Source organism: Paraburkholderia sp. RL17-347-BIC-D (assembly GCF_046027915.1).
In the GTDB taxonomy this organism is placed as follows: domain Bacteria; phylum Pseudomonadota; class Gammaproteobacteria; order Burkholderiales; family Burkholderiaceae; genus Paraburkholderia.
The window spans coordinates 24,082-40,459 of the sequence record NZ_JARESS010000010.1 but is presented as its reverse complement, the minus strand read 5'-3'; the positions used below and the strand labels follow the sequence as shown (position 1 = coordinate 40,459).

16 protein-coding genes and 2 pseudogenes are annotated in these 16,378 nt (G+C 61.1%); 10 read left to right on the top strand and 8 right to left on the bottom strand.

What is annotated here, in order from left to right:
• Positions 1–59: 59 nt before the first annotated feature.
• From P0D96_RS15690 to P0D96_RS15680, 3 genes are all read right to left on the bottom strand, one after another.
• Positions 60–404, bottom strand: coding sequence for a non-heme iron oxygenase ferredoxin subunit (locus P0D96_RS15690; RefSeq protein WP_408314193.1), 345 nt, complete (start codon positions 402–404; stop codon positions 60–62).
• 72 nt (positions 405–476) lie between these two features.
• On the bottom strand, positions 477–1,517 hold the full coding sequence (locus P0D96_RS15685; protein WP_408314191.1) for a fatty acid desaturase: 1,041 nt from the start codon (positions 1,515–1,517) through the stop codon (positions 477–479).
• A 245-nt stretch (positions 1,518–1,762) separates the two neighbouring features.
• Positions 1,763–2,662, bottom strand: a complete 900-nt coding sequence (locus P0D96_RS15680) for a LysR family transcriptional regulator (RefSeq protein ID WP_408180266.1) — start codon at positions 2,660–2,662, stop codon at positions 1,763–1,765.
• Positions 2,663–2,793: 131 nt separating this feature from the next.
• On the opposite strand from P0D96_RS15680, the gene P0D96_RS15675 reads away from it, so the two are divergent.
• On the top strand, positions 2,794–3,711 hold the full coding sequence (locus P0D96_RS15675) for a nitrilase-related carbon-nitrogen hydrolase (RefSeq protein ID WP_408314189.1): 918 nt from the start codon (positions 2,794–2,796) through the stop codon (positions 3,709–3,711).
• A gap of 20 nt (positions 3,712–3,731) precedes the next feature.
• Here P0D96_RS15675 and P0D96_RS15670 read toward each other — a convergent pair whose 3' ends face one another.
• Positions 3,732–4,604, bottom strand: a complete 873-nt coding sequence (locus P0D96_RS15670; protein ID WP_106278522.1) for a LysR family transcriptional regulator — start codon at positions 4,602–4,604, stop codon at positions 3,732–3,734.
• A 194-nt stretch (positions 4,605–4,798) separates the two neighbouring features.
• On the opposite strand from P0D96_RS15670, the gene P0D96_RS15665 reads away from it, so the two are divergent.
• The 6 genes and pseudogenes from P0D96_RS15665 to P0D96_RS15640 all read left to right on the top strand — a co-directional run.
• Positions 4,799–5,764, top strand: coding sequence for a sugar ABC transporter substrate-binding protein (locus P0D96_RS15665; protein ID WP_132378634.1), 966 nt, complete (start codon positions 4,799–4,801; stop codon positions 5,762–5,764).
• 72 nt (positions 5,765–5,836) lie between these two features.
• Positions 5,837–7,450 (top strand): sugar ABC transporter ATP-binding protein, encoded by a 1,614-nt coding sequence (locus P0D96_RS15660; RefSeq protein ID WP_408314187.1) that lies wholly within the window; start codon positions 5,837–5,839, stop codon positions 7,448–7,450.
• Positions 7,451–7,452: 2 nt separating this feature from the next.
• On the top strand, positions 7,453–8,454 hold the full coding sequence (locus tag P0D96_RS15655) for an ABC transporter permease (RefSeq protein WP_408283709.1): 1,002 nt from the start codon (positions 7,453–7,455) through the stop codon (positions 8,452–8,454).
• An 89-nt stretch (positions 8,455–8,543) separates the two neighbouring features.
• On the top strand, positions 8,544–9,476 hold the full coding sequence (gene rbsK, locus P0D96_RS15650; RefSeq protein WP_408283706.1) for a ribokinase: 933 nt from the start codon (positions 8,544–8,546) through the stop codon (positions 9,474–9,476).
• Between the two features lie 122 nt (positions 9,477–9,598).
• Positions 9,599–10,702, top strand: coding sequence for a nucleoside hydrolase (locus tag P0D96_RS15645; protein ID WP_408283703.1), 1,104 nt, complete (start codon positions 9,599–9,601; stop codon positions 10,700–10,702).
• A 189-nt stretch (positions 10,703–10,891) separates the two neighbouring features.
• Positions 10,892–11,176: pseudogene (locus P0D96_RS15640) on the top strand (polyamine ABC transporter substrate-binding protein); the annotation flags it as partial.
• A gap of 25 nt (positions 11,177–11,201) precedes the next feature.
• Here P0D96_RS15640 and P0D96_RS15635 read toward each other — a convergent pair.
• The 3 genes from P0D96_RS15635 to pdxR form a co-directional block, all read right to left on the bottom strand.
• Positions 11,202–11,522, bottom strand: a complete 321-nt coding sequence (locus tag P0D96_RS15635; protein ID WP_408314185.1) for a DMT family transporter — start codon at positions 11,520–11,522, stop codon at positions 11,202–11,204.
• A 178-nt stretch (positions 11,523–11,700) separates the two neighbouring features.
• Positions 11,701–12,156 (bottom strand): carboxymuconolactone decarboxylase family protein, encoded by a 456-nt coding sequence (locus P0D96_RS15630; RefSeq protein WP_132378624.1) that lies wholly within the window; start codon positions 12,154–12,156, stop codon positions 11,701–11,703.
• Positions 12,157–12,282: 126 nt separating this feature from the next.
• Positions 12,283–13,704, bottom strand: coding sequence for a MocR-like pyridoxine biosynthesis transcription factor PdxR (gene pdxR, locus P0D96_RS15625; protein WP_408180280.1), 1,422 nt, complete (start codon positions 13,702–13,704; stop codon positions 12,283–12,285).
• A gap of 239 nt (positions 13,705–13,943) precedes the next feature.
• Here pdxR and P0D96_RS15620 point away from each other — a divergent pair.
• Both P0D96_RS15620 and P0D96_RS15615 read left to right on the top strand, forming a co-directional pair.
• Positions 13,944–14,351 (top strand): annotated as a pseudogene (locus P0D96_RS15620) (FMN-dependent NADH-azoreductase); the annotation flags it as partial.
• Between the two features lie 17 nt (positions 14,352–14,368).
• Positions 14,369–14,950: an LOG family protein gene (locus tag P0D96_RS15615; RefSeq protein WP_408180281.1), complete on the top strand. Its 582-nt coding sequence runs from the start codon at positions 14,369–14,371 to the stop codon at positions 14,948–14,950.
• A gap of 171 nt (positions 14,951–15,121) precedes the next feature.
• On the opposite strand, the gene P0D96_RS15610 is transcribed toward P0D96_RS15615, so the two are convergent.
• The gene (locus P0D96_RS15610; protein WP_408314183.1) at positions 15,122–15,706 is read right to left on the bottom strand and encodes a hypothetical protein; all 585 of its coding nucleotides are present in this window, start codon (positions 15,704–15,706) and stop codon (positions 15,122–15,124) included.
• Positions 15,707–15,829: 123 nt separating this feature from the next.
• Here P0D96_RS15610 and P0D96_RS15605 point away from each other — a divergent pair, with 123 nt between their 5' ends.
• A complete protein-coding gene (locus tag P0D96_RS15605; protein WP_408180283.1) occupies positions 15,830–16,372 on the top strand; it encodes a MarR family winged helix-turn-helix transcriptional regulator in 543 nt (180 codons plus the stop codon).
• The last annotated feature ends 6 nt before the right edge of the window (positions 16,373–16,378 follow it).

Here is a 16,378-nt window from a genome sequence, read left to right as displayed (position 1 = left end):
ATGCGTGGCTCGCGTGCCGTACTGGCCGGCGCCGACGATGACCATCGCGGGATGGCTTGTCATGACTCGTCCTTGGCGGGAACGCCCAGCAGCACTTCGCCGTTCTCCACACGCACCGGATAAGTTTGCAGATGCACGCACACAGGCGGGCTTTTCGGCTCGCCGGTGGGAATGTGGAAACGCCCCTGATGCAGCGGACATTCGATCTCGCGATTCACGACGAAGCCGTCGGCGAGATGTGCGTGTTCGTGCGTGCACCAGCCGTCGGATGCGAAGAAGCCCTGATCGATCCGGTACACCGCGTAGCTCGCGCCGGCGTGATCGAAGCGAATCACGTCTTCTTCATCGATATCGCCGGTGGCGCAGGCCACCACCCACTTGATGTTGCTGGTTTCGACGGTCACGAAAGTCTCCATGGTTCGATGGGATTCAGGGGCGTTCAAGCGTTCGACTGTGCGGGGAATGCGCCGCACCGGTCATGCGGGCGCGTCCTCGACCGGGATCTTCCGTTCGATCACGTGCGCAGGATCGGAGCGCTGTTTCCACAGCGCGGGCAGCATCTCGCGATACGCCGCAAAAAGACTCGGATAGGCCGCCGGCAACTGGTCCTTGATCGCTTCGTGCAGACGCGGCAACGCGTGGAACGGCACCATCGGCAGCAGATGATGTTCGAGGTGGTAATTCATGTTGAGGTAGAGAAAGCGGAACACCGGATTGATATGCACCGTGCGCGTGTTCAGGCGATGATCCTTCACGTTGACGGCGAGTCCCGCATGTTGCGTGAGGCCGAGCAACTGATGCAGCCAGCCGCCGTAGAAGCGCGGCGTCCAGACGAACATGAGCGGCAGAAAACTGCGCATGGCGATCGCGAGCGCGACCGTGCCCAGCACCACCGCGAGGTAGATGCGGCAGGACCAGATCATCTTGGGTTTCTCGGTGACAGGGAGAAACGCGTCGGTCGCGGCGTCGACACGGCCGAATGCATGCCGTACGACCTTGCCGATTTCCACCGTGCAGCCCATCAGGCCGAGAAAGTCGATGACGATCGGCCAGACTTTGGTTGGCCGTGCGACCTGGATCTCGGGGTCACGCGCCTGGAAGTAGGTGTGCGTGTGGTGCCGCGCGTGGCTCCAGCGCCACCAGTAGGCTTCGCGAATCGTCATGAACGACGACAGGTGATAGAAGAAGTCGTTGGCGCGGCGGCTCTTGAACGGCGTGCCGTGCGCGAGTTCGTGCCAGCGCGCGTCGCTCGACGAATAGATCGTGCCGTAGACGAAGAACGCCGGCACCGCCCACCAGCTTCCCCATGTCATTGCCGCGACGACACCCGACGCGATCAGCAAGGCCAGCCACAGTCCGAAGTTGCGCCAGCCTTCGGCGTCGCTGCGCTTCATCAATTCCTTGAGCGCTGCGCGCGCAATGACGGGCTGATACCACTGCTGGCCGATGCCGTCTTCGAAGGCTGTGTCGGTGACGCGAGGTGCGGCTGTGCTACCGACGCCGGGAGTCGTGGACATGGGGGGTATCTCCAGATGACGGTTCTCTATTTGCGGGCTTCCCGTCAATGCGAAGGGCCAGGCGCGCTTTTCGTTGGGTCAACGATAGAGGAAGGTACGCGCGGATTCACGCTGAAAAATGATGGTTTTCCATCAATGGCCGTGCGCGCCATGGCGGATAAGGCAGTGGTGTAGTTCGAAACGGCCGCGGTGCGATGGACGGCGAAGGCTTTGCCAAGCGGGCAAGCTCGCCGACGCGTTACCTGTCAGGCCGACGCAGTGGCGCCTGCGCGCAGGGACTTCTTCGCCGCTTTAACGAACGCGACGAAATTCGCCACCACGGGATCGTCGCGCGAGGTCTGCCACGCCAGTCCGACTCGCCAGCGGGCGGCGGCATCGCGCAACGGCAGCACCCTTGCGTCGCGTAACAGGTATTGCGCGCGCGAGGGCAGGAACGCCGCGCCGACGCCTGCCGCCACGCCGGCGAGTACCGATTGAATGTCGTCGGCTTGCTGGATCACCTTGGGCACGAAGCCATGTTCACCACACCAGTGGTCGATCTGCGCCGCGAGGCCAGGACCGCGTCCGCGTGACAGCGCGATAAACCCGGGCTCGTTCAATTCCTGCAGATTCGATGGAACGCGTTTCCAGCGCGCGTGCTGCGGTATCGCCAATGCCAGCGCCTCGTCGAGTATCGGCAACGTGGACAAGCCGGCGTCGGCCGGCAAGCGCAGGAAACCGACGTCGAGCTTGCCGGCGAGAAGCCGCCGGGTTTGCTCCGCGGAAGAAAGATCGTTCAGCGTGACGCTGACATTCGGATGGAGCTTGCGAAATTGGGCGATCAGTTGCGGCGCCTCGGTCAAGGTCGAGAGTCCGAGGCCGACGCGTAGATAACCGCGCGTACCGCTGCTCGCTTCGCGCGCACGCGCGAGGATATTGTCCGCGTCGCGCACCAGCGCTTCTGCGTCGGCAAGAAATGCTTCGCCGAAGACCGTCAGTTCCGCGCCGTGCCGGCCGCGCTCGAACAGCCGCGCGCCAAGGCTCGCTTCCAACGCTACGATCTGCTTGCTCAGAGCGGGCTGGCTGACATAGAGCGCTTCGGCGGCGTGCCCGAAGTGGCGGAGTTCGGCGACTGTCAGAAACGCCCGCAGTAGTTTAAGTTCCATTCCACTAAGTGATTGAACGCATAGAATTTTTCATTTTACTTATCGAAGGGGGAGCGGTCCAATGGAGTCGTTCTGTTCCTCCGGTCGTGAAGATGTTCTCCTCCACTGTTCCATCGCTTCGCGTTGCCGCTATGCCGCTCGTTTCACGTCCCGGCGACGCCCCGCATAACGTCGCGCGCATTGCGGATTGCCTGGCGCTTGCCGCTGAGAAAGACATCGGGCTGGTGGTGTTTCCGGAGAGTTGTATCGGCGGCTACGGAGGCATGGCGAAGCTTCATCGCGCCGAACTCGATGCGCTTGCAGAACCGCTCGACGGGCCGTCGATCCGCGCGGTTGCCGATGCGGTCGAACGTTCCGGCGTGGCCGCTGGTGTCGGGATCATCGAGCGTGCCAGCGATGGGCGGTTGTTCAACAGCTACGTGGTGTGCCTGCCGGACGGCGTGCGTCATTGCCATCGCAAACTGCATGCGTTCGGACATCGGCGGATCAGCAGCGGCGACCGGTTCACCGTCTTCGATACGGCGTGGGGCCTTCGCGTCGGCATCCTCATCGGCGGCGACAATTATCTGGTTGAGAACATGCGCATGACGGCGCTCATGGGCGCGACGTTGCTTATTGCGCCGCATCGGAGTGACGGGGGCGTGAACTGTACCGACGATCGCCGAACGCGGTCGGCTTCGATGGGGCAATCGTTGCGCCGCTTGCTGCCGGCGCGAGCCGGAGACAACGGCATGTTCGTCGTCTTCAGCGAAGGCGTGGAGGTCGACGGCCCAGAACAGTCAAGCGGGGCAGGGATGATCATCGATCCATGTGGCCGCGTGCTCGCCGAGAGCAGCGCGCGAGACGAACTCATTTCCGCCGATCTGGACAGAGGCCTGATCGACGCAAGTGCAGGGCAGCAATGGCTGACCACCCGCCGCCCGGAACTCTACGGCTTGCTGACCCGATCCGGCCATCAAGCGGCGGATTTCGAGCCGCGCAGCGTTTCTGCGCGAGGCGCGATCGCGCTCAGCTTCGCGCAGGTTAGCCGCAACCGGCCGATACGCTAGCGTTCGTTCGTCAGGCGACGTTAGCGGAAAATCTCGGCAATCAGGTTCGCCACGGTCCGGATCCGCTCGCTGTCGCGCAGAGCTGGATGCAGCACCATCCACACATCCTGATCGAGCGCCTTGATGTGCTTCTCCACGCAGACCAGATCGCTCGTCGTGTCACCGGCTAGCTGGGCGAGTATGCCGAGCCCCGAGCCGCCCAGCACGCCGTCGAACACGCCCATGCCGTAGCTGCTGCGAAGCGACGGCGCCGGGGCGCCGGGTAGCGCCTTCAGCCATTGCGTCGCCGGATGGTCCGGTTGACGGTCGTCATAGCCGACGAACGACAGCTTGTCCCACTCCTTCTTCACGATCGCCGCCTTGTGGCGCAGATAGTAATCGCGCGAGCCGAACAGCCCAAAGCGGATCCTGCCGATCCGCCGAACGTACAGGTCACCCTCTTCCGGGCACTCGGACCACAGTGCGATGTCCGCCTCGCGCCGCGCAAGGCTATAGGGGCGCCGCGACGTCAGCACTTCGATCGCGAGCCCCGGCAGCCTGTCCTGAAACGAGCCGAGCAGCTTCAGCAGAATGTACGACGGCCATTCGACGGCGTTGATCCGCACCGTGCCATGCGCGGGTGCGCCGCCGTTGACGTCCGCGGCGCGTTCGATCTGGTGCGCCAGGTCTTCCATCTGCTCCGCCCAGGCCAGCACCTTGGCGCCGAACGCCGTCACGGTACAACCCGACGGCACGCGGTCGATGAGCGGTTCGCCCAGCCGTCTTTCAAGTTCGGTAAGGCGGCGCGACAGGGTCGGCGCGCTCAGATCGCACGCCGCGGCGGCCGATCGCATGGTTCCCTCGCGGGCGATCGCCACCAGAATCCGAAGGTCGTCCCAGTCCACGTGTTCCATTTTTGAAACGATAGGTTTTGAAATTTGGCATAGCATAACGCAGTTCGCGAGGATAGGATTGGAGCTGGCCATACTTGCCCGGCATCACGCGACCAGACCTGAGGGATTGAGCAAGTGGTGGCAAGTGCGGCGTTCCTACCCATCACACGACTCAACGGCTCTCAGTAGACCGAACGAGCGATACGGAGACATCAATGATTCGCCATTTCCTACCGGCGCGGCGTCGCGCCATTGCAGCCAGCGCAGCCTTCCTCGCCGTGTCGATTTTGCCGATGCCGGCGGCGTTTGCTCAGGCCGCCCATAAACCGAAAGTCGCGCTTGTCATGAAGTCGCTGGCGAACGAGTTCTTCCTGACCATGGAAACGGGCGCCAAGGATTATCAGAAGCAGAATCCGGCGAAATTCGACCTGGTCACCAACGGCATCAAGGACGAGACGGACACGGCGAACCAGATCCGTATCGTCGAGCAGATGATCGTCTCGAAGGTCGACGCGCTGGTGATCGCGCCGGCTGACTCCAAGGCGCTGGTGCCGGTCCTGAAGAAGGCGGTCGATGCCGGCATCATCGTGGTCAATATCGACAACAAGCTGGACAACGACGTCCTCAAGTCGAAAGACCTGAACATCCCGTTCGTCGGGCCGGATAACGCCAAGGGCGCGCAGAAGGTCGGCGACTACCTGGCTAAGCACCTGAAGTCGGGCGACAACGTCGGCATTATCGAAGGTGTGACGACCACGACCAACGCGCAGCAACGCACTGCCGGCTTCAAGCAGGCCATGGCGTCGGGCGGCATGAAGGTCGTCGCGCTGCAATCGGGCGAGTGGGAAATCGACAAGGGCAACGCCGTGGCGAGCCAGATCCTCAACGCGAACCCGGACGTGAAGGCCTTGCTGTGCGGCAACGACAACATGGCGATCGGCGCCGTGTCGGCCGTGCGCGCGGCCGGTAAGGCCGGCAAGGTGCAGGTGGTCGGCTATGACGACATCAACGCGATCAAGCCGATGCTCAAGGACGGCCGCGTGCTCGCCACCGCCAATCAATACGCCGCCAAACAGGCGGTGTTCGGCATCGACACGGCTCTGAAGGCAATCTCCGAACACAAGAAACAGTCTGAATTGTCCGGCGTCGTCGAAACGCCGGTCGATCTGGTCACCAAGTAAGTTTGGTGCAACGCGTGGCCCGCTCCGTCCAGGGGCCACGCCGACTGTTTTCTGTCCAGCCTGATCATTCTGATGTCCACTCCCATTTCATCTCTTGCTGAAGCCGCGCCCGTGCTGCGCGTGCACGGTATCGGCAAGACCTATGCCGAGCCCGTGCTCGCCGATGTCTCGCTGGAATTGCGCGCGGGCGAAGTGCTGGCGTTGACCGGCGAAAACGGCGCGGGCAAGAGCACCTTGTCCAAAATCATCGGCGGCCTCGTCACGCCGACTACCGGCTCGATGACCCTCGGCGGCGCGGCCTACGCGCCGGCCAGCCGCAAGGACGCCGAGGCGCTCGGCGTGCGCATGGTCATGCAGGAGCTGAATCTGCTGCCCACGCTCTCTGTGGCGGAGAACCTGTTTCTGAACCGCTTGCCGCAGCGCGGCATGTTCGGCTGGATCGACCGGGCCAAGCTGCGTGAGGACGCGCGGCACGCCATGGCGCAAGTCGGCCTCGACGCGATCGATCCCGACACGCTGGTGGGCACGCTGGGTATCGGGCATCAACAGATGGTCGAGATCGCGCGCAATCTGATCGGCGACTGCCGCGTGCTGATTCTCGACGAACCCACTGCGATGCTGACCGCGCGCGAAGTCGACCTGCTGTTCGAGCAGGTCGAGCGGTTGAAAGCGCGCGGCGTGGCGCTGGTGTACATCTCGCACCGGCTGGAAGAATTGAAGCTTATCGCGAAGCACGCTGCCGTGTTGCGCGACGGCCGGCTCGTGCATGTCGACGAGATGGCCAATCTCACTACCGACCGTCTCGTGACTCTGATGGTGGGGCGCGATATCGGCGACAGGATCGATCTCGGCGAGCGGCGCATCGGCGAGGTGGCCTTCAAGGTCAGCGGCATGACGCGCGAGCCGGTGGTGCGCGACGTGTCCTTCGAGGTCAAGGCCGGCGAGATTTTTGGCATCAGCGGGCTGATCGGCGCCGGCCGCACGGAGCTGATGCGGCTGATTTACGGCGCGGACCGCGCGGACGTCGGCACGGTGTCGGTTGGGCGTGAAGGCGGCGCACCCGTGCCCGTGACGATCACGTCGCCGGCGGACGCAGTCGAGCACGGCATCGCGCTGATCACCGAAGATCGCAAGGGCGAGGGACTGCTGCTGACCCAGCCGATTGCCGCCAACATCTCGCTGGGCCACTTGCGTTCGGTGTCGAGCAAGGGCGTGGTGGATGGCCGTCGCGAGGCGGCGCTGGCGCATCGGCAGATCGATGCCATGCGCATCCGCAGCGCCGGGCCGTCGCAGCCGGTGTCGGAATTGTCGGGCGGCAACCAGCAGAAGGTAGTGATCGGCCGGTGGCTCGCGCGCGATTGCACGGTGCTGCTGTTCGACGAACCGACGCGCGGCATCGACGTCGGCGCGAAGTTCGACATCTATGCATTGATGGGCGCACTGGCTCGCGAAGGCCGGGCGCTGGTGGTGGTATCGAGCGATCTGCGCGAATTGATGGCGATTTGCGACCGGATCGCGGTGATGTCGGCGGGCCGCATGACGGGCCTGTTCGAGCGCGGCGAGTGGACTCAGGACGCGCTGCTGGCAGCGGCATTCGCGGGCTACGCGAAACGCGATGACATGCTGCACGAGCCGATCGAACCCGACGCGAAGGCGCCCGACGAAAGAAAATTAGTGGAGTATTGAGCATGACCGTAGAAACCAGCTTGCCTACGCTGAAGAACGAACCACCCAAAAACGCGAAGCCGCTCGGCACACGACTCGGATTCTCGAACTATCTTGGATTGCTCGGCGCACTCCTCGGGATGATCGTGCTGTTCTCGCTGCTGAGCTCGCACTTCCTGACCTACGACACGTTCAGCACGATCGCGAACCAGATCCCCGACCTCGTCGTGATGTCGATCGGCATGACCTTTGTGCTGATCATCGCCGGCATCGATCTGTCGGTCGGCTCGGTGCTGGCGCTCGGCGCCGCGCTCACGAGCGTCGCGGCCTTGCAGTGGCATTGGCCGGCGCTGCCCGCGGCCTTGCTCGGCATGGCGGGCGCGACCCTGACCGGTTGCGTGACCGGCGCGATTACCGTGGCGTGGCGCATTCCGTCGTTCATCGTGTCGCTCGGCGTGCTGGAAGCGGCGCGTGGCCTCGCGTATCAGCTGACCAACTCGCGCACGGCTTATATCGGCGACGCCTTCGATTTTCTCTCCAACCCGGTCGCGTTCGGCATCTCGCCGGCGTTCATCATCGCCATTGTGGTGATGGTCGCCGCGCAGTTCGTGTTGACGCGCACGGTTTTCGGCCGCTATCTGATCGGCATCGGCACGAATGAGGAGGCGGTGCGGCTCGCGGGCGTCAATCCGCGGCCCTACAAAATCGCCGTGTTCGCGATGATGGGCCTGCTGGCCGGCCTGGCTTCCCTGTTTCAGATCTCGCGGCTCGAGGCCGCGGACCCGAATGCCGGGCAGGGCATCGAATTGCAGGTGATCGCGGCGGTGGTGATCGGCGGAACGAGTTTGATGGGCGGGCGCGGTTCGGTGACGAGCACCTTCTTCGGCGTGTTGATCATTTCGGTGCTGGCCGCTGGGCTCGCGCAGATCGGCGCGACCGAGCCGACCAAGCGCATCATTACGGGAGCCGTGATTGTCGTGGCTGTCGTGCTGGATACTTATCGAAGCCGGCGTCGCGCCGCATAATTGGACCATTCGGTGAATGGTTGGAGCTTTGCATGGGACCCGAGTAAGCGCTAACGCGCTAACTCCGGTCGACACAGGAGCGAAAGAAGGTGTCAAAAGAAACGAAGCAGGGCCGGGTGCTGGTTGTGGGCAGCATCAATACAGATCTTGTCGCTCGCGCGCCGCATTTGCCGCGCCCCGGCGAGACGATTGGCGGACATGAGTTCTCGCAGGTTGCCGGCGGCAAGGGCGGGAACCAGGCTGTCGCGGCCGCGCGCATCGGCGCGCGGGTGGCCATGGTCGGATGTGTCGGGAAAGACGCGAACGGCGCTCAACGGGTCAAGGATCTGGAAGCGGAAGGGATCGACTGCAGCGGAGTTGAAGTGCATCCGAGCCAGCCGACCGGCGTTGCCATGGTGACGGTGTCCGACGACGGGCAGAACACGATCGTCGTGGTCGCCGGCAGCAACGGCGAGCTCACGCCTGAGAGCGTAGCTCGCCATGAAGCGGCGATCAAGGCTTGCGACGTCGTGGTGTGCCAACTGGAAACGCCGTGGGATTCCGTTCACGCGACGCTCGCGCTCGCTCGTCGGTTGGGCAAGATCACTGTGTTGAACCCGGCGCCGGCCACGGGGCCGTTGCCGGCGGAATGGCTGCCGCTGGTCGACTACCTCGTGCCGAACGAGGTCGAGGCCGCCATCCTAGCCGGCTTGCCGGTCGAATCGCAAAGCGGCGCGCGGCGCGCCGCCACGGAGTTGCAACAGGGCGGCGCGCGCAATGTGATCGTCACGCTCGGTGCGCAGGGCGCTTATCTATTGGTGGAAGGCGGCGAGGGCATGCATTTCCCCGCACCGCAAGTGCAAGCGGTCGACACGACTGCGGCCGGCGACACTTTTATCGGTGTCTTTGCCGCGCAACTCGCCTCACGGCAGCCACTGGAAGGCGCGATCAGCCTCGCGCAACGCGCGGCGGCGATTTCCGTGACGCGTGCGGGCGCGCAGCCGTCGATACCGACTCGCGCGGAAGTCGAAAGCGCAGCCTGACACGGATGCTGGTTGTGACATGAGGCGGTCCGCATTGCCACTTTCGGTGGCTCGACGTTGATTTATCGGCACCATCTCACGATGGTGTTCCCTTGTTAATCACGCTCTCGAATGGACGAAACATGAAATCACAATGCATAGGCATACTGATGATGTCGTTGGGACTGGCTGCGTGCGGTGGCGGCATATCGACCACTGATCCCCTCGCCAATGCGCCGAAGGTCATCATCGATTCAGACTTCAACACGATGGGCGACGACGGCCAGCTTTTTGCCATGACCACGCAGTTGATGGGGCAGGGCAAGGTCAATCTGCTCGGCCTCACCGTGGTTACCGGCAACGACTGGCTGCTTCAGGAAGAATCGGATGCGCTCAAGGCAGTGGAGCGCATGGGTCTGCAGAACGTCGTGGGTGTGTACGGCGGCGCCGACTATCCATTGCAATACGATGTGGCGAGTATTCGCGCGCAGCAGGGCGCCAATCCGCAAGGCTATTTTGGCGCGTGGAGCCGGCCCGAACCGACGTCGCAGGCTCAGCTCGTTGCGCCGCCGGATGGGTTCGCCGTGTCGACGAAACTGCAGTCGCAGAGCGCTGCGGATTTCATGATCCAGACCATCAAACGTTATCCGAACCAGGTCACCATTCTCGAGGTCGGGCCGCCCACCAACCTTGCCACGGCGATCATGAAGGCGCCGGAGATCGTGCCGCTGATCAAGCGGATCGTCTATATGGGCGGCGCGATGGCCGTGCCGGGCAATGCGAACGCCGTGGGCGAACTCAACTGGTGGTTTGATCCGCTTGCTGTGCGCACCGTGTTGCAGACGTCGATTCCGCAGGCCGTGATTCCGCTCGACGTGACGAATACGGTGCCGCTGACTCAAAGCGTGTATGACCAGATCGTCAATAATCCGAGCAAGCAGACTGCGGTGACGAGGGCGTATGGGATTGCCAATGCGGGGGCGTTCGCGAGTAATACTGATTTGTTTGATACTTTGACGATTGCGTATTTCCTTGATCCTACTTACGCTACGCAGACGAAAAGTGCGTATCTGGATATCGACACTGCGAGCGGTGAAGATCAGGGGCATGTGAAGGTGTATCCGGATCAGCCGGCGGCGGGTGCTTCGCCGCAGAAGATCACGTACGTTACTCTGTTTGATAACAATCGGTTTTTTGGTCTTTATGTTGATTTGCTGACAAGGCCGGTGCCGATTACGTTGCCGTGACGTGGGACGGTGAGTGTTGGGTGGCTGCCTTGGAGAAGTAACGATATTGAGGCGGCATGTCCTCGGTTGGGCTCGACTGAACGAGTTCCACCGAGGTGTTTCTCGGCGCTCGGCTAGTCTCTCGACTTCCGGTGCTGCGGCAAAGCTGTGTTCAATGTGGCGGCTGCAGGTCCATCGGTATGGCGCGCGTTCGACATGATGGCGATTCCGAAGGACGCACCGCACCCTGAGGCGGCACTCGAGTGGATCAACTACATCGAAGACCCGAAGGTGAACGCGGCAATCACCAATGAAGTGTATTACCCGACGGCCAATGTGCCCGCGCGCAAGTTCGTCACGCCTGCCATTGCGCAGGACCTGTCGGTCTATCCGCCGGACGACGTGTTCAAGAAGATGACGTTGATGAAGCCGAAGCCGATTGAAATTCTACGGCTTGAAAACCGGCTGTGGTCACAACTTAAAAATATTCATTGAGTGTGAGGGGCCGGTGGATGCTCGTTCAATTACCCGAGACCAACTTGAGTCCGACAACGCCTGCGAGAATAAGAACAATGCAGAGCACCCTCATCGGCGCAGCGGAGTCGCCCAGCACGACCATGCCCAGTATCGCGGTGCCCGCCGCTCCGATGCCGGTCCAGACCGCGTAGCCTGTCCCCACTGGCAGCGTACGGAGCGAGATTGAAAGAAGAAAGACACTCGACAGGCCGGTGGCGACCGTGAACAGTGCGGGTGTCAATCGCGTGAAACCTTCAGACCACTTCATGCTAAAGGCGAATGCGATCTCAAGAATACCGGCGATACTAAGTAATGCCCATGACATGGGTGACAGATCCGTTCGTTGAATCGCCAGGTGTGGCTGCCGCCGAAGCGGGAGCCACATCCGGCTCGATCCACTGATGTAAATGTGGGCCGGAAAGCTTTAACCCCGGCCACTCCTTGAAGAAGCGAACGCCACCGAATAGACACTGCCATGCGTGAGGCGTCCGCTAATGGGGAACTCAAGCTTTGGAAGCAGCAGCCGGGGGCGTACGGAACGTGATCCCGAATCGATTGAAGGCGTTCATCAATCCGATCGCGTAGGTCAGATCCGCGAGTTCCTTGTCGCTGAATTCTGCGGCCGCGGCTTCATACTCGGCGTCGGGAACGTGGGTTTCGGCCACACGCGTCACCGTTTCCGCCCAGGCGAGCGCGACCCGTTCGCGGGTACTGAAGACTTCACCCGAATCGCGCCACACGGGCACGAGTACGAGCTTGTCGACCGTCACGCCGAGCTTGAGCAGATCGCGGGTGTGCATATCGATGCAAAATGCGCAGCCATTGATTTGCGAAACACGTAGATACACGAGATCGACGAGTTCTTGTGAAAGGCCGGACTTCTGAAGCGTGACGTACACGCCTCCGAAGGCCTTGTAACCTTCCGGCGAGGCTTTGGCGTAGTCGATACGATGGCTCATGACGAATCCCTTTGTTTGATGATTGAGAGACTCTATCGTGATGCATCTTGGCCTATGGTAGAAGAACCATAAACCGTCTTATCAACTAGACCATGATTGTGCCTGTCTTGACGGTTGCCGCCACCGTTAAATCAGCGTCAAAATACGTCTACCGAGATTTTCGGCGCTGCGCTGTGTGTCGATATTCGTGAAGCTGAGAAGTAAGGCCGAAGCTCCGTCAGTGCCGATGGTCCAATCCGTCAACGCTTCCGCGTACAGGCGGTCTTCCCGCATGCGTGCAACGAGCCGGCGATCCGAGCGTCGACCTTGCAATCGCAAGATCAAGTGCATTCCCCCTGGTTGCGAATCGATCCGCATGTGTTTCCCCAGCACGCTTTCCAGGCCCGCAGCCGTTGCCTCCCGACGCTCGGCATAGAGTTTCCGCATCCTCTGGATGTGGCGTGCGAAGTGCCCTTCCTTGATAAAGGCAGTGACGATAGCCTGCGTAAGTTCCGGACTACCGCCCGCAAAAGCCTGAATGATCTGCTCGAACCGCTCGACCTGCGTTTCCGGCACGACAAGATAGGCGAGCCGGATACTCGGAAGAAGTACCTTGCTGAACGTGCCCGCATAGAGAACTCGTCCATCGCGGTCCAGGCTTTTTAAAGCGGGTAGAGGACGGCTGACATACCGGTACTCGCCGTCGTAGTCATCCTCGATGATCCATGCGTTATTCCGAGTGGCCCAGTCCAACAATGCCTGACGGCGGGGCAACGATAAAGACACGGATAGCGGACTCTGATGTGCAGGCGTGACCACCGCCGCGCGCGCCCGTGGCGCCAGCTTGAGTCCGTCGGCGACGACCATGCCGTCCCGGTCTACAGGCACCGGGACCGCTGTGATATTCATATTTCCCAACAGTTCGCGAGTAGGCGGATAGCCAGGATTTTCAAGCCAAACGCGGTCTCCTGCCTTCAGCAGCGCATGAGCAATCAACTCGATCGTATGACGATATCCCGACGTCACGAATATCTGTGAAGGAGAGCAGTTGATGCCGCGCGAAACCTGAAGATAGGCCGCGATCTCGGTACGCAGTTCCGGCAGGCCGTATACAGACGGGTGAACCATGTCCGATGGTTGCATGGCACGTACGCATCGCGCGCCCAGGCGTGCCCAGATTTTTCGCGGAAACGCGTCCAGAGCGGGCAAGCCCATCTGGAACGGCCAGATCGAATCCGGACGAAAACTGGGCGCGGCCATGCTGCTATCGGGCCGTGGCATCGCACTGGCAACGGGCGTTCGCGGTTTGAGGTCGGGCGTCACGATGGTTCCAGCCTGACCACGCGGCTGGATATATCCCTCTGCCGCTAGTAGAGAATAAGCAGCCTCAATAGTGCCTCTTGCCAAACCCAGTTCCTTGGTCAGCGCACGTGCCGAAGGTATTCGATCGCCCGGCTTCAACACCCCGCTGGCGATCGCGGCGCGAAACCGATCGTAGATCTGTCTATAAAACGGGGCGGCCGCTGTCGGATCCAACGGCGAGATGCTGCTGCTCTTGGCGACGGGCATATGGACTGGTCAGCTTTACGGAAGCAGGGAAAAGGGATTACGCCATGATGAACCGGAGTGACCACTCGAAGCAATCTAAAACGGCGGTGAGCGAGCCTGCGGAATTATGGCTCAGTTGATATGTCGATTCATGGACCTTTTTGATCGGCCATGCGGTTTGTAGAATGGTCGCCTGTATCGTGCTTCAGAGTTGCACCGCCTGGTGGGCGGCCTAGAGGCGTCCAGAGTTCGAAGCGACGGAGCTGGAGAGTTCAGACGTTGCGGTCATTGCAACGCCCATGCACAACCTGAGCGTTCCTTCCGAGTTGAAATCGTGGATAGATCACGTGGTCCGAGCCCGTCGAACTTTCAACATGACCACGGATGGAAAAATAGGCACACTACGCGACCGTCTGGTTTTTGTTGCTGTGTCCTCGGGCAGAAAGTTTTCTGGGGAACATGCGCGGCAGCCGGATTTTCTGACTCCCTATCTAAAGCTCATTCTGGGCACCACCGCGCTGCATGATCTGACTTTTTTCTCCGTCGAAGGAACAGGCGCGGGACCGAAAGTTGTCGCCGAGGCGACGCGCAAGACCGATCAAGCGCTGCAAGCGCACGTTGCTTCGCTTTGCCTCCGATCTGAATGCAATCTTTTGCTGTCACCATAAGGGAGTTCACACGCGATATGTCGACACGTTCAATCAAAAGCATCGCCGTGTTTTGTGGATCAAACTACGGCGCTAGCGAAGAATTCGCTGACGGTGCGCGAGCACTCGGTCGGGCTTTGGGAAAAGCGGGAATAACCGTCGTCTATGGCGGAACGACAAAAGGTCTGATGGGCGTTGTCGCCGATGCTGCTCTGGCTGCAGGCGGCAACGTACATGGTGTGATTACCCAAAGCCTGCATCAGCGCGGGCACTCGCATTCGGGTCTGACTCACCACGAAATCGTGCAGACCTTGCGTAGCCGGAAAGAACGAATGGTCGAGCTTGCTGATGCATTCGTCGCCCTGCCAGGAGGCATCGGCACCATTGAAGAACTGATGGAGGTGTGGACGATGAATCAACTCTCGGAGATCGACGAACCGGTGGGTCTATTGAACACTGCCGGGTTCTTCGCAGCATTTCTGGGATTTATCGACCATATGGTCGACACGAAATTCCTGCCGGCGGCGCATCGGCATTCGATTTCCGTGGATGCAGACGCGAGCGCCTTGATAGAAAAACTTCACAACTACGCACGTGTCGACGTGCCCAAGTGGCTGTAACGTCCATTAGGGCCGACCAGGAGCACTATGCGGTCGGCCATCGCCTGGCCGGCACACATCTTCAATCTTCAGCCAGCGCCCACGCGAACCGCCCATGGTTCGTGCGCATACGCGTTTCACGTACGAACTCCAACGTACATGTTCAACCCGCCGATGAATAGATAAGGCGACTCAGTCGACCGCGGCGGGTTGTTGGAATGGAAGGGCGAACTCAGTGTCCGAAGAGGTAGCGATGAAGCTTGCCAACCCATCCCGTAGTGCTGCCGGCGGAAGCCACGGATAAAGCAAGGACGCTTGCAGCGCGTTCAACTTTCCCGCCTGCGGGTCGGAGACGGCGTCCATGCGTTCGATATGAATGTGTAGCTGGACGATCCGATCCGCGTGGCCGGTTTCGTTTCCGAAGCGCCACCGATACACACCTTTCCCGATCCGCAGCGACTCGTTTTCCCTCTGCCGCATGACGACGAGCCACGGCATAGAGCAGACTCGACCTTCGTCCACCTGCGGTTCTGCGCACACATAGTAGGTCCGGCATCGGTCGAAGCGTTCGCCGAAGTCGGCCACCAGCGTTTTGGCGATCGCCGGGGCGCCGAGCACGCGACGGGGAAAATCGATATCGTCGGTTGCAATCGAAAAGGTCAGTTCAGCGTCGGACGAGAAGCATTCGGAGATCAACTCCGGCTGATTCAGATCCTTGGCACGAAGGTAGCATTCAAGCAGTGACCGAACAGACGAAGACGAGAGGGAAGTATTCATAGATCAGCCTCAGATCGAAGTGAGAGGAGCCGGGAGGAACGCTCCGGGCAGGGTGTGCTCACCTTTGAAGTATAATTACCTTCCAAAGGTAAAAGCGCACGCGGCACTCGGAGTGGAGAGGTTATGGCTAAGAGTCAAGAGGAGGTTGTTCTGACGGTAACAAACCCAGCTTGTCTGGTCGACGGCTCGGACGCGGAGTTTCGGCATCTGGTGAATGGGTTGCTGCCTTTCGCGGCGCGCTTACTGTCGGTTCGGGATGGGTTCGGCACGCTGATCGGCCTCACGGGAATTCAGTATTCGTTGCTTATCGCGATCGCCCAGCTTTCGCACGACGAAGTCGTCACGGTCAACCAGTTGGCGGACCACCTGCATTTGAGCGGAGCGTTCATTACCATCGAAACCGGCAAGCTCAAAAAACTGGGCTTGATCGACAAACGCTCCCATCCCGAAGACAAACGCAAGATGCGGCTGACCGTCACCACAGCGGGTTCCAGGCTGCTGAAAGAGCTTGCCACGAAGCAGCAGCACATCAACGACGTGCTGTTCGAAGGCGTGACCAAAACCGAGTTCAAGGTGCTTTGTTCGGTGGTGGATCGGCTGGTCGCCAACGGCGATCGCGCCACGCTCGATCTTTCGCACCTGATCGCGCGGCAGGAAAAGCGGTAGCGATTC

What these genes read in the sequence shown, in the direction of transcription:
- P0D96_RS15685 (WP_408314191.1), bottom strand. Translation starts at nt 1,517, where the DNA reads ATGTCCACGACTCCCGGCGTCGGTAGCACAGCCGCACCTCGCGTCACC.
- P0D96_RS15660 (WP_408314187.1), top strand. Translation starts at nt 5,837, where the DNA reads ATGTCCACTCCCATTTCATCTCTTGCTGAAGCCGCGCCCGTGCTGCGC.
- P0D96_RS15610 (WP_408314183.1), bottom strand. Translation starts at nt 15,706, where the DNA reads ATGAATACTTCCCTCTCGTCTTCGTCTGTTCGGTCACTGCTTGAATGC.
- P0D96_RS15675 (WP_408314189.1), top strand. Translation starts at nt 2,794, where the DNA reads ATGCCGCTCGTTTCACGTCCCGGCGACGCCCCGCATAACGTCGCGCGC.
- P0D96_RS15630 (WP_132378624.1), bottom strand. Translation starts at nt 12,156, where the DNA reads ATGAGCCATCGTATCGACTACGCCAAAGCCTCGCCGGAAGGTTACAAG.
- P0D96_RS15665 (WP_132378634.1), top strand. Translation starts at nt 4,799, where the DNA reads ATGATTCGCCATTTCCTACCGGCGCGGCGTCGCGCCATTGCAGCCAGC.
- P0D96_RS15605 (WP_408180283.1), top strand. Translation starts at nt 15,830, where the DNA reads ATGGCTAAGAGTCAAGAGGAGGTTGTTCTGACGGTAACAAACCCAGCT.
- pdxR (WP_408180280.1), bottom strand. Translation starts at nt 13,704, where the DNA reads ATGCCCGTCGCCAAGAGCAGCAGCATCTCGCCGTTGGATCCGACAGCG.
- P0D96_RS15655 (WP_408283709.1), top strand. Translation starts at nt 7,453, where the DNA reads ATGACCGTAGAAACCAGCTTGCCTACGCTGAAGAACGAACCACCCAAA.
- P0D96_RS15680 (WP_408180266.1), bottom strand. Translation starts at nt 2,662, where the DNA reads ATGGAACTTAAACTACTGCGGGCGTTTCTGACAGTCGCCGAACTCCGC.
- P0D96_RS15645 (WP_408283703.1), top strand. Translation starts at nt 9,599, where the DNA reads ATGAAATCACAATGCATAGGCATACTGATGATGTCGTTGGGACTGGCT.
- P0D96_RS15615 (WP_408180281.1), top strand. Translation starts at nt 14,369, where the DNA reads ATGTCGACACGTTCAATCAAAAGCATCGCCGTGTTTTGTGGATCAAAC.
- P0D96_RS15670 (WP_106278522.1), bottom strand. Translation starts at nt 4,604, where the DNA reads ATGGAACACGTGGACTGGGACGACCTTCGGATTCTGGTGGCGATCGCC.
- P0D96_RS15635 (WP_408314185.1), bottom strand. Translation starts at nt 11,522, where the DNA reads ATGTCATGGGCATTACTTAGTATCGCCGGTATTCTTGAGATCGCATTC.